This window comes from Cytobacillus sp. Hm23, assembly GCF_051842895.1.
GTDB lineage: Bacteria > Bacillota > Bacilli > Bacillales > SM2101 > Nanhaiella.
Genome location: NZ_JBPXRQ010000012.1, coordinates 34221 through 52915, shown reverse-complemented (window position 1 = coordinate 52915; position 18695 = coordinate 34221). Strand labels below are relative to the sequence as shown.

General features: G+C 35.8%; 14 protein-coding genes and 1 other annotated feature. Of the genes, 12 read left to right on the top strand and 2 right to left on the bottom strand.

Annotated features, from left to right (window positions below; genetic code table 11):
* Nucleotides 1-307: 307 nt before the first annotated feature.
* Nucleotides 308-2632, top strand: coding sequence for an endopeptidase La (gene lon, locus ACSVDA_RS09840; protein WP_320207732.1), 2325 nt, complete (start codon nt 308-310; stop codon nt 2630-2632).
* The gene (yihA, locus tag ACSVDA_RS09835) at nt 2629-3213 is read left to right on the top strand and encodes a ribosome biogenesis GTP-binding protein YihA/YsxC (protein ID WP_320207733.1); all 585 of its coding nucleotides are present in this window, start codon (nt 2629-2631) and stop codon (nt 3211-3213) included. The genes lon and yihA overlap by 4 nt, the downstream gene beginning before the upstream one ends.
* A gap of 439 nt (nt 3214-3652) precedes the next feature.
* Here the strand turns inward: yihA and ACSVDA_RS09830 are convergent, their stop codons facing one another.
* The gene (locus ACSVDA_RS09830) at nt 3653-4138 is read right to left on the bottom strand and encodes a hypothetical protein (protein ID WP_485882797.1); all 486 of its coding nucleotides are present in this window, start codon (nt 4136-4138) and stop codon (nt 3653-3655) included.
* Between the two features lie 205 nt (nt 4139-4343).
* Here ACSVDA_RS09830 and hemA point away from each other — a divergent pair, with 205 nt between their 5' ends.
* The 8 genes from hemA to ysxE all read left to right on the top strand — a co-directional run bounded on the left by hemA (nt 4344) and on the right by ysxE (nt 13218).
* A complete protein-coding gene (gene hemA / locus ACSVDA_RS09825) occupies nt 4344-5684 on the top strand; it encodes a glutamyl-tRNA reductase (protein WP_485882795.1) in 1341 nt (446 codons plus the stop codon).
* Between the two features lie 14 nt (nt 5685-5698).
* Nucleotides 5699-6520: a cytochrome C assembly family protein gene (locus ACSVDA_RS09820; protein ID WP_485882793.1), complete on the top strand. Its 822-nt coding sequence runs from the start codon at nt 5699-5701 to the stop codon at nt 6518-6520.
* A gap of 85 nt (nt 6521-6605) precedes the next feature.
* The gene (hemC, locus tag ACSVDA_RS09815; RefSeq protein ID WP_485882791.1) at nt 6606-7538 is read left to right on the top strand and encodes a hydroxymethylbilane synthase; all 933 of its coding nucleotides are present in this window, start codon (nt 6606-6608) and stop codon (nt 7536-7538) included.
* Nucleotides 7538-8326, top strand: coding sequence for a uroporphyrinogen-III synthase (locus tag ACSVDA_RS09810; RefSeq protein ID WP_485882789.1), 789 nt, complete (start codon nt 7538-7540; stop codon nt 8324-8326). The genes hemC and ACSVDA_RS09810 overlap by 1 nt, the downstream gene beginning before the upstream one ends.
* Nucleotides 8327-8587: 261 nt before the next feature.
* Entirely contained in the window at nt 8588-9568 is a 981-nt protein-coding gene (gene hemB / locus ACSVDA_RS09805; protein WP_485882787.1) for a porphobilinogen synthase, read from the top strand.
* Nucleotides 9569-9657: 89 nt separating this feature from the next.
* Entirely contained in the window at nt 9658-10947 is a 1290-nt protein-coding gene (gene hemL / locus ACSVDA_RS09800) for a glutamate-1-semialdehyde 2,1-aminomutase (protein WP_485882785.1), read from the top strand.
* Between the two features lie 160 nt (nt 10948-11107).
* The gene (gene spoVID / locus ACSVDA_RS09795) at nt 11108-12172 is read left to right on the top strand and encodes a stage VI sporulation protein D (protein ID WP_485882783.1); all 1065 of its coding nucleotides are present in this window, start codon (nt 11108-11110) and stop codon (nt 12170-12172) included.
* A gap of 8 nt (nt 12173-12180) precedes the next feature.
* On the top strand, nt 12181-13218 hold the full coding sequence (ysxE, locus tag ACSVDA_RS09790; RefSeq protein WP_485882781.1) for a spore coat protein YsxE: 1038 nt from the start codon (nt 12181-12183) through the stop codon (nt 13216-13218).
* A 45-nt stretch (nt 13219-13263) separates the two neighbouring features.
* Here the strand turns inward: ysxE and ACSVDA_RS09785 are convergent, their stop codons facing one another.
* Nucleotides 13264-13455 (bottom strand): hypothetical protein, encoded by a 192-nt coding sequence (locus ACSVDA_RS09785; protein ID WP_214481483.1) that lies wholly within the window; start codon nt 13453-13455, stop codon nt 13264-13266.
* A gap of 508 nt (nt 13456-13963) precedes the next feature.
* Nucleotides 13964-14211: a binding site (T-box leader), on the top strand.
* Between the two features lie 151 nt (nt 14212-14362).
* Here ACSVDA_RS09785 and ACSVDA_RS09780 point away from each other — a divergent pair.
* Entirely contained in the window at nt 14363-16987 is a 2625-nt protein-coding gene (locus ACSVDA_RS09780) for a valine--tRNA ligase (RefSeq protein WP_485882907.1), read from the top strand.
* 337 nt (nt 16988-17324) lie between these two features.
* Entirely contained in the window at nt 17325-18629 is a 1305-nt protein-coding gene (locus tag ACSVDA_RS09775) for a bifunctional folylpolyglutamate synthase/dihydrofolate synthase (protein WP_485882779.1), read from the top strand.
* Nucleotides 18630-18695 lie beyond the last annotated feature (66 nt).

Here is an 18695-nt window from a genome sequence, read left to right as displayed (position 1 = left end):
AAATAAAATCTTTTCTCATTTTAAATAAAGTCACTTACATTAATTTGTTTGTTGCTGTCCAGCAACAAATTTTAAGAAAAGAGAGCCTTTCAAATTTAGTAACAATAACAGTAGAATTTTGAAATGAGCCATAGGGTAAAGTGCCTTGTAAGTTACACTCTTTGAACTGTGGCGCTTTTCAAATAGTAAAAAACTCTCCTTCAATAAATGTAGTGATAGTTGTTTCTATTTTACAAAGGAAAAAATGTACTATACAATAGTTCAATACAAGTATTTAGTGTTTTATATAATTGGAGGTATTTTTCCGATGGGTAAGAATAAACAAATGATCGTTCCCCTCCTGCCTCTCCGAGGAGTATTAATCTATCCAACAATGGTATTGCATCTAGATGTCGGTCGTGATAAATCTGTGAAAGCGCTCGAAAAAGCAATGATGGAAGACCGACATATTTTCTTATCATCGCAAGTAGATGTTTCGATAGAAGAACCAACGATCGATGATCTGTACGAAATGGGGACATTAACCCATGTTAAGCAAATGCTTAAGTTGCCAAATGGTACAATTCGGGTTTTAGTAGAAGGGATTAGTAGAGCTGAAATCGAGACATATTATGATGAAGGTACTTATCACTCTGCAAAAATTAATACATATGAAGATCCGCAGGTGAAAGGCAATGAAGAAGAAGCGTTGATGAGGACAATGCTACAATTATTTGAGCAATACATAAAACTATCAAAAAAAATATCGGCAGAAACGTTTATGACAGTGTCAGATATTGAAGAGCCAGGGAGAATGGCAGATATCATTGCTTCCCATTTACCGTTAAAGATTAAAGAGAAGCAAGAGATATTGGAAACAACAGATCTTAAAGAACGTCTTCATCAAGTTATTACTATCATTAATAATGAACGTGAAGTTTTAAACTTAGAGAAAAAAATAGGACAAACTGTAAAACGGTCAATGGAACGAACGCAAAAAGAGTACTATCTCCGTGAGCAAATGAAAGCAATACAAAAAGAGTTAGGAGATAAAGAAGGAAAAACTGGTGAAATTGAAAAACTAAAAAGTAAAATACATGAAGTTGGGATGCCTGACCAAGTAAAAGAAACTGCTTTAAAAGAGCTAGATCGATATGAGAAAATACCTGTTAGCTCTGCTGAGAGTGGTGTAATTAGAAATTATATTGATTGGTTAATTATGTTACCTTGGTCTGTTTCTACAGAGGATAGTTTAAATGTCAAAAAAGCTGAAAAGATCCTAAACGATGAGCATTTCGGTCTAGAAAAAGTGAAAGAACGTGTTCTTGAATACTTAGCAGTGCAACAGTTAACCGAATCGTTAAAAGGTCCAATTTTATGCCTGTCCGGCCCTCCAGGGGTAGGTAAGACATCACTGGCTAAGTCTATAGCTAAATCGTTAAATAGAAATTTTGTCCGTATTTCCCTTGGTGGTGTCCGTGATGAATCAGAGATTAGGGGTCACCGGAGAACATATGTAGGGGCGATGCCAGGTAGAATTATTCAAGGTATGAAAAAAGCATCAACTATCAATCCGGTATTTCTGTTGGATGAAATTGATAAAATGTCAAGTGATTTTCGTGGAGATCCATCTTCTGCAATGCTAGAAGTACTTGATCCAGAACAAAATCATTCATTTAGTGACCACTATATTGAAGAACCATATGATCTATCTAATGTAGTATTTATTGCTACTGCTAATGATTTATCTACAATTCCAGGACCGCTCCGAGATCGAATGGAAATAATAACGATTGCTGGTTATACTGAAATTGAAAAACTGCATATTGCAAAGGACCATTTATTTCCTAAGCAGTTGAAAGAACATGGTATGAAAAAAGCAGTATTACAAATTAGAGATGATGGATTACAGAGTGTTATTAGGTATTACACACGTGAAGCAGGCGTCCGTGGATTAGAACGTCAGCTAGCAACAATATGTAGAAAAGCAGCTAAGTTAATTGTTGCAGAAGAACGCAAAAGAGTAATTATTACTGATAAAAATATTGAAGAATTTTTAGGAAAAAAAATATTCCGATACGGCCAAGCTGAAATAGATGACCAAGTTGGTGTGGCAACTGGGCTTGCATATACTCCTGTTGGAGGAGATACGTTATCAATAGAAGTTTCACTTTCTCCAGGTAAGGGGAAGCTTGTTTTAACTGGGAAACTTGGTGATGTAATGAAAGAATCAGCACAAGCTGCATTCAGTTACATACGATCTAGAGCAGAAGAGCTTCATATTGATCCTAATTTCCATGAAGAGAATGATATCCACATCCATGTCCCTGAAGGTGCAGTGCCTAAAGATGGTCCATCAGCTGGAATTACTATGGCAACAGCACTTATTTCTGCATTAACGGATTATCCTGTTAGTAAAGAAGTTGGTATGACTGGAGAAATTACCCTTCGTGGAAGAGTGCTTCCTATAGGAGGCCTGAAAGAAAAAACGTTAAGTGCTCATCGAGCTGGCTTAAGGAAAATTATTGTTCCTAAAGATAATGAAAAAGATATTGAGGATATTCCAGAAAGTGTGAGGAATGATTTGACCTTCATACTCGTTTCTCATTTAGATGAAGTCTTGGAACATGCGATTTTAGGAGATACTATATGAAAGTTACAGATGCAGAAATAGTTATTAGTGCGGTGAAGCCAGAGCAGTATCCAAATGCGGAGAGGTTTCCAGAATTTGCATTAGCAGGAAGATCAAATGTTGGTAAATCTTCCTTTATAAATAAAATGATCCATCGCAAAAATTTAGCTAGAACATCATCAAAACCAGGTAAGACACAAACTTTAAACTTTTATTTGCTTAATGAATCAGTATATTTTGTTGATGTACCCGGATATGGCTATGCAAAAGTGTCTAAGAAGGAACGGGAAGCATGGGGGAAAATGATCGAGAAGTATCTTACTACACGTGAGCCATTACGTGCGGTAATTTTATTGATAGATCTTCGTCATCCACCTTCCAACGATGATGTGATTATGTATGACTTTTTAAAGCATTATGAAATTCCTACTATTGTAATTGCAACAAAGGCAGATAAGATACCAAAGGGCAAATGGGAAAAACATGCTAAAGTTATTCGTCAGGACCTACAACTCGATCCTAACGATCAGTTAATACTATTTTCATCTGAAACAGGCAAAGGAAAAGTAGAGGCCTGGTCAGCTTTAAATAAGTTTATGTAATTAAGTTTGTGTAATGATAGTCACGGTAAGCAGGGTAATTTTATACTCTGCTTACTTTTTTGTGTTTAATAATAGTGTGTTTTAGTATGCAATATTTGTAGTATTGAGAAATAAGCACGATACAACTAGAATTTCATGTCGTCTTTGCTAGTAGAAAGTTTTAACATTCGAATAATACCTTTGCTAGCACAACAGAAGAGAGTCTGATTATTAGCTTGTTAAATCGGAATTGCATATGTTTGAGGGAAAAAAGAGGCTCCTGTGCTTTTCTAGTGTCAGCTTCATGCCTCAAGGTCGCTTCGCCCTTTCACCCATAAGCAACAAGTGCCATCAAGCGAAAGAACTTTAGCGATTGTCTGAAGAGTCAGTATGAAGACATACATTTAGAATTTGTGTTGTATGATTGGACATGCACCTACACTTTTCTAATTGTCTAGCCTTAGCCCTTTCTGAAAAATAGAATATATAAACCGATAGCAATAAGAATGAATGGCCAGAAACTTGATATGCTTGATGTAGTATTTTCGAGATTGCCAATCCAATTCATAATTTCGTTATTAAATAGAAACAATAGAGCTATAAACAATAATAGTAACCCTTGAATCAATCCGGTTTTTAATTTTGTATACTGTAATAATAATCCTATGGATATAATAAATAATAGCATGACATGATTATCTGGCCAAAAGGGTAAATTAAAGAAATTTTGAAAGTGTATGCCAAAGCCAAATAAAATGAATCCAGGTAAAATATTGTTATATTGCTTAGTTATGTATGCGTGAGCTAGCAAAGCTGTTCCGATGATTAACAGCCAAGTAGGCCATGTGTAGAAACCTGGAGTTATTTTGATGTTTAGTTGTTGAATGAGCAAATAAATCCCAAACCCTATAAGGATTATACTTGAAAAAATGCTCTGTTTCTTCATGAAAACCTCCTTGAATTTAATAGAGCTTACTTGATAAACAAAGCTGTTTTTGATATTCTACACAATGTAGTACGTATTTAATTAATCTTAACATATGTTCATATTGTGTTCACATTTAAAAAAATGACAATATTTCATACATGTTATAATAGATATAGTTTTATGTATATGGGAGAATAGGTATATTAGGGGGTGCAAAGTTACAGTGCATATCATCGTTGTTGGGGTAAATTATAAAACAGCACCTGTCGAAATTCGCGAAAAATTGACTTTTGATGCAAATAGATTACATGAGGCAATGAAAGCTTTGCAAAAGCAAAAGAGTATATTAGAAAATGTTATTATTTCAACATGTAATCGAACTGAAGTCTATGCTGTTGTTGATCAATTGCATACAGGTCGATACTATATAAAAGCTTTTTTAGCAGACTGGTTTAATTTAGATAAAGATGAGGTATCGCCGTATTTAACGATATTTGAAAGTGATGGTGCGATTGAGCACCTATTTAATGTCACATGTGGCTTAAAGTCAATGGTTTTAGGTGAGACACAAATATTAGGTCAGGTTCGATCAAGCTTCTTATTAGCTCAGGAAGCGCAAACGACTGGCACAATTTTCAACCAGTTATTTAAACAAGTTATCACATTAGCAAAACGTGCCCATTCGGAAACAGAAATTTCTTCAAATGCAATGTCTATCAGCTATGCTGCAGTTGAGCTTGCTAAGAAAATTTTTGGTCAGTTAACAAATAAACATGTGTTAATTTTAGGTGCAGGTAAGATGGGAGAACTAGCAGTCGAAAATCTTCATGGCAATGGTGTAAAACAAGTTACGGTAGTTAATAGAACGATGGAAAAAGCTGAATCCCTAGCCGAGCGCTTTTCTGGACAAGCTAAGTCAATAGAAGATATACAGCAGGCTTTAGTAGAAGCTGATATAATGATAAGTTCGACTGGAGCTAAGGGTTATGTTATAAACAAAACTATGATGGAACAAGTAAAAAAAATGAGAAAAGGTAGACCTATATTTATGGTCGATATTGCTGTTCCTCGCGATTTAGATCCAAAGCTTGCAGAGCTTGATAATGTATTTCTATATGATATTGATGATTTAGAGGATATAGTACAAGCTAATTTAGCGGAGCGAGAAAAGGCTTCAATACAAATTGAGTTAATGATTGAGTCAGAAATAGTGATGTTTAAACAATGGCTTAATACATTAGGGGTTGTACCTGTTATCTCTGCACTTAGACAACGTGCTCTTGAAGTTCAAGCTGAAACGATGAGAAGCATCGATCGTAAACTACCGAACCTTTCAGAACGAGAAAGAAAAGTAATTAATAAACATACAAAGAGCATTGTTAATCAATTTCTAAAAGATCCAATCTTGGGAGCAAAAGAAATAGCAGCGGAAGATAATGCTGAAGAGTCATTACAGCTCTTTATGAAAATATTTAATATTGAAGAAGCGGTAAAGGTTGAGCTAGACAAGCAGCAAGTTCAACAGCTTGCGACTGCAAAACAGCTATCTCTTCATAGTTCATAAGTGAGGAGACGAAAATGATAGATATATATTTGACAAGGCTATATGAGTTTACCGTATGTATATATGCAGTAAGTGTACTGCTATATTTTGTTGACTTTCTTCATAATAACCGGAAGGCTAATAAAGTTGCCTTCTGGTTACTTTCTATTGTTTGGTGTTTACAAACAATTTTTTTGTTTCTGAGAATGATCGAAACAGGGCGCTTTCCCATTTTGACGCTTTTTGAAGGACTCTATTTTTATGCATGGGTATTGATTACGTTATCACTTGTAATTAATCGTCTGTTACGAGTGGACTTTATTGTTTTTTTTACGAACGTTCTAGGCTTTTTTGTAATGGCCTTACATACATTCGCGCCTAATCATGAACAATCTGTCGCTGGCGCCGAGCAACTCATGTCAGAATTATTAGTGATTCATATTACAATGACTATATTGTCATATGGAGCATTTACATTATCTTTTATATTTACAACACTATATTTGATTCAATATAATTTGCTAAAACAAAAGAGATGGGGAAAACGATTGCTGCGTATAGAAGACCTCACTAAATTGGATCATATGTCTTATGTGTTAAATGTAATTGGGGTACCAATGCTACTACTAGGGTTAATTTTAGGCTTGATATGGGCTTATATCCAAATTCCTAATTTTCATTGGTATGATGTGAAAGTCCTTGGCTCGTTTACGGTTTTAATTGTATACGGGGTTTATCTATATATGCGTGTGGGTAGGAATTTACAAGGGAAAACGCTTGCGACATGGAATGTGGCTTCATTTTTAGTACTTCTTATTAATTTTTTTCTATTCGGAAGTCTATCTAGATTTCATTAATAGTACTGCATTTTAAATAAAACGATAGTGGTTGCTGGAATTAGATATAACCGCTTCCACTTTGCTAATGATTTAGGAGGAAATCATGCGAAAAATAATTGTAGGTTCTCGTAAAAGTAAATTAGCGTTAACTCAAACTAATTGGGTAATAGATACTTTAAAGAAATTAGGCGTTCCATTTGAGTTTGAAGTGAAAGAAATTGTTACAAAAGGTGATAAAATTCTTGATGTAACCTTATCAAAGGTTGGCGGAAAAGGGTTGTTTGTTAAAGAAATCGAACAAGCTATGCTAGATAAAGAAATTGATATGGCCGTTCATAGTATGAAGGATATGCCAGCTGTTTTACCAGAACATTTAACGATTGGCTGTATTCCAAAACGTGAGGACCCAAGAGATGTCATAATTTCAAAAGATGACATTCCTTTTGAACAGCTTCCAAGTGGAGCAATAATTGGAACAAGTAGTTTACGAAGAGCAGCACAGCTGCTAGCACTTCGCTCCGATATAGAGATTAAATGGATTCGAGGTAATATTGATACTCGCTTAAGGAAATTAGAAAATAACGAATATGACGCGATTGTCTTAGCAGCAGCAGGATTAGCACGTATGGGGTGGAAAGATGATGTAGTAACTGAATATCTTGAGCCGATAAGTTGTTTACCTGCTGTCGGTCAGGGCGCACTTGGAATTGAGTGTCGCAGTGATGATACGGACCTTTTGACTGAACTGGCAAAATTAAATGATAAAGAAACTTCCCGAACTACTGAAGCAGAGCGTACATTTCTTGATAAGATGGAAGGTGGCTGTCAAGTTCCAATTGCGGGGTATGCTCAAATTAACCAACATGATGAAATTGTATTACATGCACTCGTAGCAGCACCTGATGGCGAAACAATCTTTAAAGAAACGATCACCGGAACAAACCCAGTAGAAGTAGGTATATTAGCTGCTATGAAGCTTACGAAAATGGGTGCCAAAAACCTCATAGATCAAGTGAAAGAGGAGCTTAATCAATAATGGATAATATGTTACCTCTTCATAACAAAAAAATACTTGTGACAAGAGGTAAACTGCAAGCAAAAGGCTTTGCTGAGAAAATTGTAGAACTTGGAGGTATCGCTGTAGAAATTCCATTAATTTCTATCATCCCTGCAAATTATACACATGAAAACAAAATGATTGTGAATGAGCTACATGAATATCAATGGCTTATTTTCTCAAGTGTAAATGGCGTACATTTCTTTTTTCAACAATTTAAGGAGCAGCTAGAATGTAACGTATTATTTCCGCAGATTGCTGTAGTAGGAAAAAGAACTTTAGAAGCATTACAACAGTATGGACACGAAGCGTCAGTTGTACCAAAACAGTTTGTACAAGAAAGTTTATTAGAGGCATTATATCCATATTTGAATTCGGGAGATCGAATTTTAAATGTTCGAGGGAATCTTTCACGTGATAGGTTTAAGTCTCGGTTAATTAGCAACGGATATGATGTAACAGATTTGGTCGTTTATCTAACAATTGAGAACAGCCAGAGTAAACATAATTTATTTAAATTACTCTCAAATGATGACATAGATGTCATAACATTTGCGAGTTCCTCAGCTGTCAAAAACTTTGTATCATTATTAAATGGGCATTCAATAGACCATTACATCGGGGGCTGTATAGTCGCTTGTATCGGTCCAATTACGAAAGAAGCAGCAACTAAACTTGGTATAACCGTGCATATATGTCCAAAAGAGTATACGCTTGATAGTATGCTGCAAGAGCTTGTTCTGTATTATAACCGAGTGTCAAATTAATTAGAATAGGCTGTTTTCGCATTAATTGTTGCTTTTCGTACTAAGAGCCAAACACGTACACAACTAGAGTTCGTGGTATCTATTCTTCTGTACAACAATGACTAACCATGTTAAAGCATTTTTTTTGGTACTAATTGGATAACAATAGCAACAAAGTTTACGAAAAGAGCCATAGAATAACATTTTTAAGTGATAAGCAAATTTATTTAACTCGGACTTTTGTGAAAATCATGTGAGTATATGAAAGGAAGGATTTGTTACATGAAAGATATTAATTTTTCCCGTTATCGTAGGCTACGTCAAACAGCTAATGTCCGAAGAATGGTACGAGAGACACATTTACACGTTGAAGATTTCATTTATCCTCTATTTGTGGTAGAAGGGGAGAACCAGAAAAACCCTGTTTCATCCATGCCTGGCGTTTATCAATATTCACTTGATCGTCTTAATGAAGAAGTAGCCGAAATTGTTGAACTTGGGGTACCATCTGTCATTGTCTTCGGGGTACCTAATGAGAAAGATGATGTTGGCTCTCAAGCATATCATGACCACGGAATTGTTCAAGATGCTATACGACAACTTAAAGCATCTTTTCCTGAACTTGTCGTTATAGCTGATACATGCCTCTGTCAATATACAGATCATGGGCATTGCGGAATTATCCAAGATGGACAAGTTTTGAATGACCCGTCATTAAATTTACTCGTGAAAACAGCGATAAGCCAGGCAAAAGCCGGGGCTGATATTATTGCTCCTTCTAATATGATGGATGGTTTTGTAGCAGCAATTCGTCAAGGCTTAGATGAAGCGGGCTTTGAGTATATTCCAATTATGTCTTATGGTGTAAAGTATGCATCTGCTTTTTATGGCCCTTTTAGAGATGCAGCTCATGGTGCTCCACAGTTTGGGGATCGTAAAACATATCAAATGGACCCAGCAAACCGTTTGGAAGCACTTCGTGAAGCTCAATCTGACGTAGAAGAAGGAGCTGACTTTCTCATTGTCAAACCAGCTCTTTCATATTTAGACATCATTAGAGATATGCAAAACAATATTAACATCCCAATTGTAGCTTATAACGTAAGCGGTGAATATTCGATGATTAAAGCAGCAGCACAAAATGGTTGGTTGAATGAACAAGAGGTCGTTTTAGAAAAATTGACTAGTATGAAGCGAGCTGGAGTTGATCTAATCATAACCTACTTTGCTAAAGATGCAGCCCGTTGGTTAACTGAGAAGTAAACATGTTAAGAAACTTAAAAGTCAGGGAATGTAGATACTCTACAACCTCTGAGTAACTCCATTGATAATTTATAGGAAGGTGGCTAATTATGCGAAGCTATCAAAAGTCAATTGAAGCATTTGAAAAAGCACAACAACTTATGCCAGGTGGAGTGAATAGTCCTGTTCGTGCATTTAAATCTGTTGATATGAATCCGATCTTTATGAAAAAAGGTAAAGGATCAAAAATATACGATATTGATGGAAATGAATATATAGATTATGTTTTGTCGTGGGGACCACTTATTCATGGACATGCAAATGAAAGAGTGGTAGAAGCAATTAAAAAAGTAACTGAAGATGGCACAAGCTTTGGAGCACCATCATTAATCGAAAATGATCTTGCCCAGCTTGTTATTGAGCGCGTACCATCCATTGAAGTAATTAGAATGGTTAGCTCAGGTACAGAGGCAACAATGAGTGCTCTTCGTTTAGCCCGAGGTTATACTTCTCGCAATAAAATAATGAAATTTGAAGGTTGTTATCATGGACACGGAGATTCATTATTAATTAAGGCTGGATCAGGAGTTGCGACACTCGGCTTACCTGACAGTCCTGGTGTGCCAGAGGGTGTTGCGAAAAATACTATTACAGTTCCTTATAATGATCTCAATAGTGTCAAATATGCTTTTGAGCAATTTGGTGAAGATATTGCTGGTGTGATCGTTGAACCAGTTGCTGGTAATATGGGGGTTGTACCACCTCAGGAGGGCTTTCTAGAAGGACTAAGGGAAATTACTGAAGAATATGGTTCATTATTAATCTTTGATGAAGTTATGACAGGATTTAGGGTTGCATATAATTGTGCACAAGGGTATTTTGGTGTTACCCCAGATATAACATGCCTAGGAAAAGTTATTGGCGGTGGTCTTCCAGTAGGTGCATACGGTGGAAAAGCGGAAATAATGAATCAAATTGCTCCGAGTGGACCAATTTATCAAGCAGGTACCCTTTCTGGTAACCCACTTGCAATGACAGCTGGTTATGAAACATTGATCCAGTTAACACCAGAATCATATGCACAATTTGAACAAAAAGCAGACCTTTTAGAGGAAGGTCTTTCAGCAGCAGCGCGTAAATATGAAATTCCACATACAATCAATCGCGCTGGTTCAATGATCGGCTTCTTCTTTACAGATGAACAAGTATCAAATTATGAAATGGCAAAAAAATCTAATTTAGCTTATTTTGCAACATTTTATAAAGCTATGTCTGAACAAGGTGTCTTTTTGCCACCATCTCAGTTTGAAGGACTATTCTTATCAACTGCACATACGCATGAAGATATTCAACATACAATTCACAGTGCGGAAATTGCTTTTTCAAAGCTTAAATCGTAAGTAAATGAACATAGAAAAATAAGGTGTAGATAAAGTGTATCATCAACTTTATCTACACCTTTTTCATGTTTTATCAACGTTTTATACATAAATGATCAATTTCATTCATAAATCTGTAATGTCATAGTAAAAATGGTACTTGTTTGAAAGGAGGAGTAAGGTGACACAAGAAGAGCAATCGTCGCTGCGATTTTCAATTGAAGAGTCGGTTTGGTTTCAAAAGGGACAGGAAGTCTCTGAACTTTTATCAATTTCTTTAGATCCTGATATTATGATCGAAGAGCATGATCAATATATTACTATTCGTGGTTCGCTTCAGCTATCAGGTGAATACAGAATAGATGAAAATGCTGTACATGAAGACGTCAGAGCGTTTCCTGGGAGGGTTGTTAATACTGTTATTACACGAGAAGATGGCGTAAGTGAGCTAAAGCATGTTTTTCCTGTTGATATAACAATTCCGAAGACTCGAATTGATCGTATGGATGACGTGTATATTTCAATAAATTCATTTGATTATGAAATTCCTCAAACAAGATGTTTAGAAGTGTTTGCAGACCTTTCTATAAGTGGAATATATGATCATCACCAATCTGAGGTTATAAGAGAAAGTGAGTATTATGAGGAAATCATTGAGCATGATGAGGGACAGGACGGGATCGAACGGGTGGAAGTAAATGAAGTCGATTCAGTTGGACATGTAAATGATGGAGAAGATGTGGTTCAAGTTGGAATTGAAGAAGACTTGTATGATCCATTCGAAGTTGAAGTCAGAAAACAAGTGGAAGAAGATGTTTTAGATTCAGCAGAAAGTGCTGAAAGTAATGTGCCAAATATAGACGTATATAGTCCACAGGTTGAATTAAAAGGTAGAGAAGAAACTGATTTAGTATTAAACTTTGAAAGGCACAGTGAAGAACGTGCTGAGGTTCAAACAAAGGAAATAAAGGTCAGAGAAGAAGCGATGGTAGGGGACGAATCTGAAGCAATACGTGATGAAAATGCACTATATTTAACTAAGATCTTTGGCAAAGAGGAGCACGAAGGAGATTTTTCACAAGTGAAAATGTGTTTTGTTCAACAAGGTGATTCCGTACATTCCATATCAGAAAGATATGATGTATCTGTTCAACAGCTTTTGCGAGTAAATCATCTCGAACAAGAACATGACATTTATGAAGGCCAAATATTATATATACCTATCTACATCAATAGCAAAGTTTAATAATTAACATGACTACGAAAAATGAGGGTCATGATAAAACAGTAAAAGTATTAAATTATCATAGTCCTATTCTAGCTAATTATGGAATAATACCCGATAATGTTGAGCAGATTGGAAAGAAGCTTGTCAAAGTATATTCCAAGTCAGGAACGTTTGCATTGAAGAGATTGGATGGTAAATATAAAGACGGTTCATTTATTAAGACAATGCAATCTTTATTCGAACGTGGATTTACGAATATTATTCCTATTTATCGAACTAACAATGGAAACTTTCTTGTACACTTCGACAATAATTGTTTTTATTTAATGCCATGGTTTGAACATGAAAATCGTCAAGGTTTCTTTCAGCAAATGATTCGAGAATTAGCGAGACTTCATTATATGACATCGAAGGACATTACGTATACAGATAATCAAATAGCAAAATCATATAATGATATAAAAGAATCATGGAGAACGCAAAGGGTCTTTTTGGAAAGGTATATGGAAGTGTGTGAAAGTAAATGGTATATGTCACCATTTGAATTGCAGTTTGTTACGTATTTTCACGAAATCATGCAAGCTATTCATTTTGCTGAACGAAATCTAGATCAATGGTTTGAAAAGATGAAACAAAAAAAGCATTCTCGTGTTTCAATCATACATGGAAATGTTTCACCTCAACACGTCGTAAGCAACGAAAAAGGGAAAGGTTACTTTATTAACTTTGAAAGGTCGTCTATCGCTTCTCCCGTATATGATTTAGTTACATTACTACACCGTACATTACGAACGTACCCGGTGAATAACCATGAATGTGTCGAGTGGATTCAGCATTATCAACAATTTAACTCATTAAAGGAAGAAGAACGTTTTTTGCTATATAGTTACGGTTCATATCCTGAACAATTATATAATATTGTTCGCAAACATTTATCACGTACAACAAATAACAATGAGCTTCAGGGTACTGAACAATTACTACGGGCATATTGGCAAATGAAAAACATTGAGTTTGTTATTATGCAGTTAATTGGTGAAGAACAAATGCCTAATAATGAATAAAAAGAATCCCATATATAACATTTCATATGTTGTGTATGGGATTTTTTAAATCCAATTAAATTCAAATGCTACTGCAATAACGACTAATAAAGCAAGTATAAACACATCAAACGTAGTCGGAAAAAAGATGGTACGAAGTAATTGAAAGACTGCAATAGGAATGATCATTTGTCCACAAATATCGCGAAGCTGACGCGCCCATGGTGGGAGAGAAAAAGGTGTGTATTTCCGTCTCATAGCTAGCCTCCTTACAATTAAATAAGCTAGTGATTTTCACATATGCACTTTTCTTATGGCTGTTTTCGAATTAATAGTTGTTTTTCGTACTACCATATCACTATGCAAACAACTAGAACTTCATGGACTGAATAGTGCTAGAATTTATAAGAGGTTTTGAAAATATTAACAAAATTTATGAAAAGAGCCTTTCGAATAGGTGAGGTTTTTTGAAATTGCAAAAGAAGGGAAAATGCTTGGTACAATTAGAGGTTTATTTTAAGACTATAAACACCTCATTGGAAAACAGCCTTTACAATAAAATGCTCGAAACTAAACATATATTAAAGTATGCCATCATCAATGAAATAGTGCATTCACCCATCTAATTAGCTCACTAATGAATAACTTTAAAAAAATTTGGCTAAGATGATTGACGACAAAAACAATTTTTCGGTAGTATATAGAATATAAATATGATACTATTGACAAACATATAAGAGATGCGTTCAAGATAATTGAACAATATCTAAAAGCGTAGACAGGGAAGAGTACAATAGATAGCTCCTTCAGAGAGAGAAATTTATAGCTGAGAAATTTCTTAGGATCGCTATTATTAGAAAGTCACCCTTAAGCTGCTTCTTTGAAAGATCGATGTGTCAATTAGAAGAAGCCGGATGCAACCGTTATTGTATAAGCGCTTAAACTTCATTGTGTAATAATGTAGTTTAAGAATTAAGGTGGTACCGCGGAAAATAAACTCCTTTCGTCCTTTTTTGGATGGAGGAGTTTTTATTTTTTAGATAGGCTGCTTTTCGCATTGATTGGCGTTTTTCGAACGTTGCTATTTTAATTTTCTTAAACTAAATTTATGACAAGAGCTTTAAGTTATTAGTCAGGAGGAACTAACATGGAAACAAATGAACAAATGCTATCGACAAAATACGATCCAAATAAAGTTGAAAAAGATCGTTATAAGTTTTGGCTGGAAGGAAAGTATTTTGAGGCAACTGGAGATAGTGAAAAAGAACCTTATACAATTGTGATACCCCCACCAAATGTAACAGGTAAGCTACATTTAGGTCATGCTTGGGATACAACATTACAAGATATATTGACGCGTATGAAGCGTATGCAAGGGTTTGATGTTCTTTGGTTACCTGGAATGGATCACGCGGGTATTGCTACTCAAGCAAAGGTTGAAGCTAAGCTTCGTGAACAAGGAACATCTAGATATGATTTAGGAAGAGAAAAATTTGTTGAGGAAACGTGGAAGTGGAAAGAGGAGTACGCTAGTCATATTCGTCAGCAGTGGTCAAAGCTTGGCTTAGGTCTAGATTATTCACGCGAGCGTTTTACACTTGATGAAGGGCTTTCTAAAGCTGTTCGTGAAGTTTTCGTAACATTGTACAAAAAAGGTCTTATTTATCGTGGAGAATATATCATTAACTGGGATCCACAAACGAAGACAGCCTTGTCAGACATTGAAGTGATTCATAAAGATGTGCAAGGTGCATTTTATCATATGCGTTATCCACTAACGGACGGTTCAGGGTATATCGAAATTGCTACAACTCGTCCTGAGACGATGCTTGGAGATACTGCTATAGCAGTTCATCCAAAGGATGAGCGCTATAAGCATTTGATTGGAAAAACAGCTAAATTACCAATAATAGGAAGAGAACTGAAAATCGTAGGTGATGACTATGTTGATATGGAGTTCGGATCTGGAGCGGTAAAAATTACACCAGCCCATGATCCAAATGACTTTGAAATTGGCAACCGTCATAACCTTGAAAGAGTTCTTGTAATGAATGAAGACGGAACGATGAATGAAAATGCTGGTAAATACCAAGGGATGGATCGCTTCGAATGCCGTAAGCAAATTGTGAAAGATTTAGAAGAGCAAGGAGTGCTCTTTAAAATTGAGGAGCATATGCATTCAGTAGGTCATAGCGAACGAAGTGGGGCTGTAGTTGAGCCGTATTTGTCAACACAATGGTTTGTGAAAATGCAGCCATTAGCTGATGAAGCGATTAAGTTACAGCAAACAGGTGATAAGGTGAATTTTGTCCCTGATCGCTTTGAAAAAACGTATTTACGCTGGATGGAAAATATTCGTGATTGGTGCATTTCTCGTCAATTGTGGTGGGGACACCGTATTCCTGCTTGGTACCATAAGGAGACAGGTGAAGTTTATGTAGATCATGAACCACCAGCTGATGTTGAAAACTGGGAACAAGACAATGATGTATTAGATACTTGGTTCAGCTCAGCACTTTGGCCGTTTTCAACGATGGGATGGCCTGATGAATCTTCATTGGATTACAATCGTTATTACCCATCGAATGTTCTCGTTACTGGTTATGATATTATTTTCTTCTGGGTGTCAAGAATGATTTTCCAAGCTCTCGAGTTTACTGAGAAACGTCCTTTTGATGATGTATTAATACATGGACTTGTACGTGCTTCAGATGGAAGAAAAATGAGTAAATCTTTAGGAAATGGCGTAGATCCAATGGATGTCATCGACCAATATGGTGCTGATTCCTTACGTTATTTCTTGGCGACAGGTAGCTCTCCAGGTCAAGATTTACGTTATAGCACGGAGAAGGTTGAGGCTACTTGGAACTTTGCTAATAAAATATGGAATGCATCGCGATTCGTAATAATGAATTTAGATGGCCTTAAGTATGAAGAAATAGACTTAACAGGAGAGAAGTCGGTAGCAGATCAATGGATATTAACAAGACTTAATGAGACAATTGAAAAGGTTACTACTTTAGCAGATAAATATGAATTTGGTGAAGTTGGTCGTGTGTTATACAATTTCATTTGGGATGATTTCTGTGATTGGTATATAGAAATGGCTAAGCTCCCATTATATGGGGATGATGTCAAGGCAAAGAAAACGACACGAGGTGTATTGGCATATGTATTAGATAATACTCTACGCTTATTACATCCGTTCATGCCTTTTATTACCGAGGAAATTTGGCAAAATCTACCTCATGAAGGTAACTCAATAACAGTTGCTAAGTGGCCGCAGGTTCGTTCAGAACTTTCAAACGAACAAGCTGCAAATGATATGCGCTTACTCGTTGATATTATTCGATCAGTCCGCAATGTTCGAGCTGAAGTGAATACACCAATGAGTAAGAAGATTAAGCTCCACATTAATGCAAAAGATGAGAATGTAGCTACTCGTCTAGAAGACAATCGTTCATATATCGATAGATTCTGTAATCCAAGTGAATTAATGATCGGTGTAGGATTACAACCACCTGCAAAGTCTATGACAGCTGTAGTAACTGGTGCAGAATTAATTCTACCACTAGAAGGTTTAATTAATATCGAAGAAGAAGTGCAACGTCTACAAAAAGAAATGGAAAAGTTGAATAAAGAAGTAGATCGCGTTCAAAAGAAATTAAGTAATGAAGGTTTCGTCAACAAAGCTCCAGAAAAAGTAATTGCTGAAGAACGTGCTAAAGAACAGGATTATGTTGAAAAGCGTGAAACGGTTCGTGCTCGTATCGCCGAACTGAAAGGATAATCATTAATAAAGATCGGACTCATGTGAAAGGCATGATGAATGAGGGGCATTTTACCAAGGATTATTCAAAATTCATTTGTAGACAAATGAATGATGAATAGACTAAAATATAACACGAACCTGAGAGGGTTCGTGTTTTTTAATATAACAAAGCTGCAGTGTTTGCGAAGGATAATCAAAGAGCTGCACTTTTCTATAATCTAGATGCAACAATCCTAGATATGATTTAGCCGTTAAAATAAGCTTTTAATAGATCACGCGAGTTGTGGTTTTTGTCAGGGAAGCTTAGAGAAGCAAGAGCTTTACGTTAATTAAATTTTTATTTGGGAGGAGTTTTATGGTAATTACATATAAGGAAGCTATAGATTGGATTCATTCAAGACTTCGTTTAGGTATGAAGCCAGGACTAAAAAGAATGGAGTGGATGATGGAGCGTTTGGCTCATCCTGAACAACATATTCAAACAATTCATGTTGCTGGGACAAATGGTAAAGGTTCGACGGTATGTTATTTGCGAACAATTTTACAAGAGGCAGGCTACAACATAGGTACTTTTACTTCACCTTACATTGAACAATTTAATGAACGTATTAGCATCAATGGTGTTCCAATTCATGATGAGGAAATTGTCAGTTTAGTTAATGAGATTAAACCGTTAGCAGAACAGTTAGAACATACTGAGTTAGGTTCGCCAACCGAATTTGAAGTAATCACTGCAATGGCATTGGTTTACTTTGCAAAAACAAAGGAAGTTGACCTCGTAATCTTTGAAACAGGTCTAGGAGGTAGGTTAGATTCTACGAATGTTATTAACCCATTATTTTCCATTATTACGAACATCGGATTTGATCATACTGCCATTCTTGGCGAAACGGTTGAAGAAATTGCATATGAAAAAAGTGGAATTATAAAGCCAGGCTCACCAGTGATTACTTCGGTTGAACAGCAAGAAGCCTTACAAGTCATTTTAGCAAAAGCACAGTCTACAAATTCTCAAGTATATCAATATAACCTTGATTTTACTATTGCCAATTATCAATCGACAAAAAGCGGTGAATCATTCTCAATTAAAACTCCTTTTTTAACAATAAATGATCTCAACTCTAAGATGAAAGGTGCTCATCAAGTGAAAAATGCGGCCCTAGCAATAATGGCAGCCGTATATTTGAAAACACATTTTTCAATGACCATAGAAGAAGTACATATTCGTGATGGAATAAAGAACGCATTTTGGGCTGGTCGTTTTGAAACACTTATGACAGAACCGGTGGTTATCATTGATGGTGCACATAACCCAGAAGGAATTCAAGCCTTATCTGAAACTCTTAACGATCACTTTAACGATAAGAAGATACATATCATATTTTCTGCATTAGCAGATAAACACATTGGAGATATGCTTAACCCTTTAGCTGATATTGCTGAACGACTTACATGTACTTCGTTCGATTTTCCTAGGTCTTTATCAGCAAGAGAATTGTATGAGCAATGTAGTAGAAGTAATAAGGATTACGAGGAAGATTGGAAAGTAGTTATAAATGAAAAGCTAAACTCCATGCCTAAAGATGACGTTCTTATTATCACAGGTTCACTATATTTTATATCAGAAGTACGATTACATATATTGGGATGTTTATCCTAGTATTTTCATATAACATATGACTTTTGTCTGAAAATTTGGTAAAATATAGACAATAAACTGGTAAAT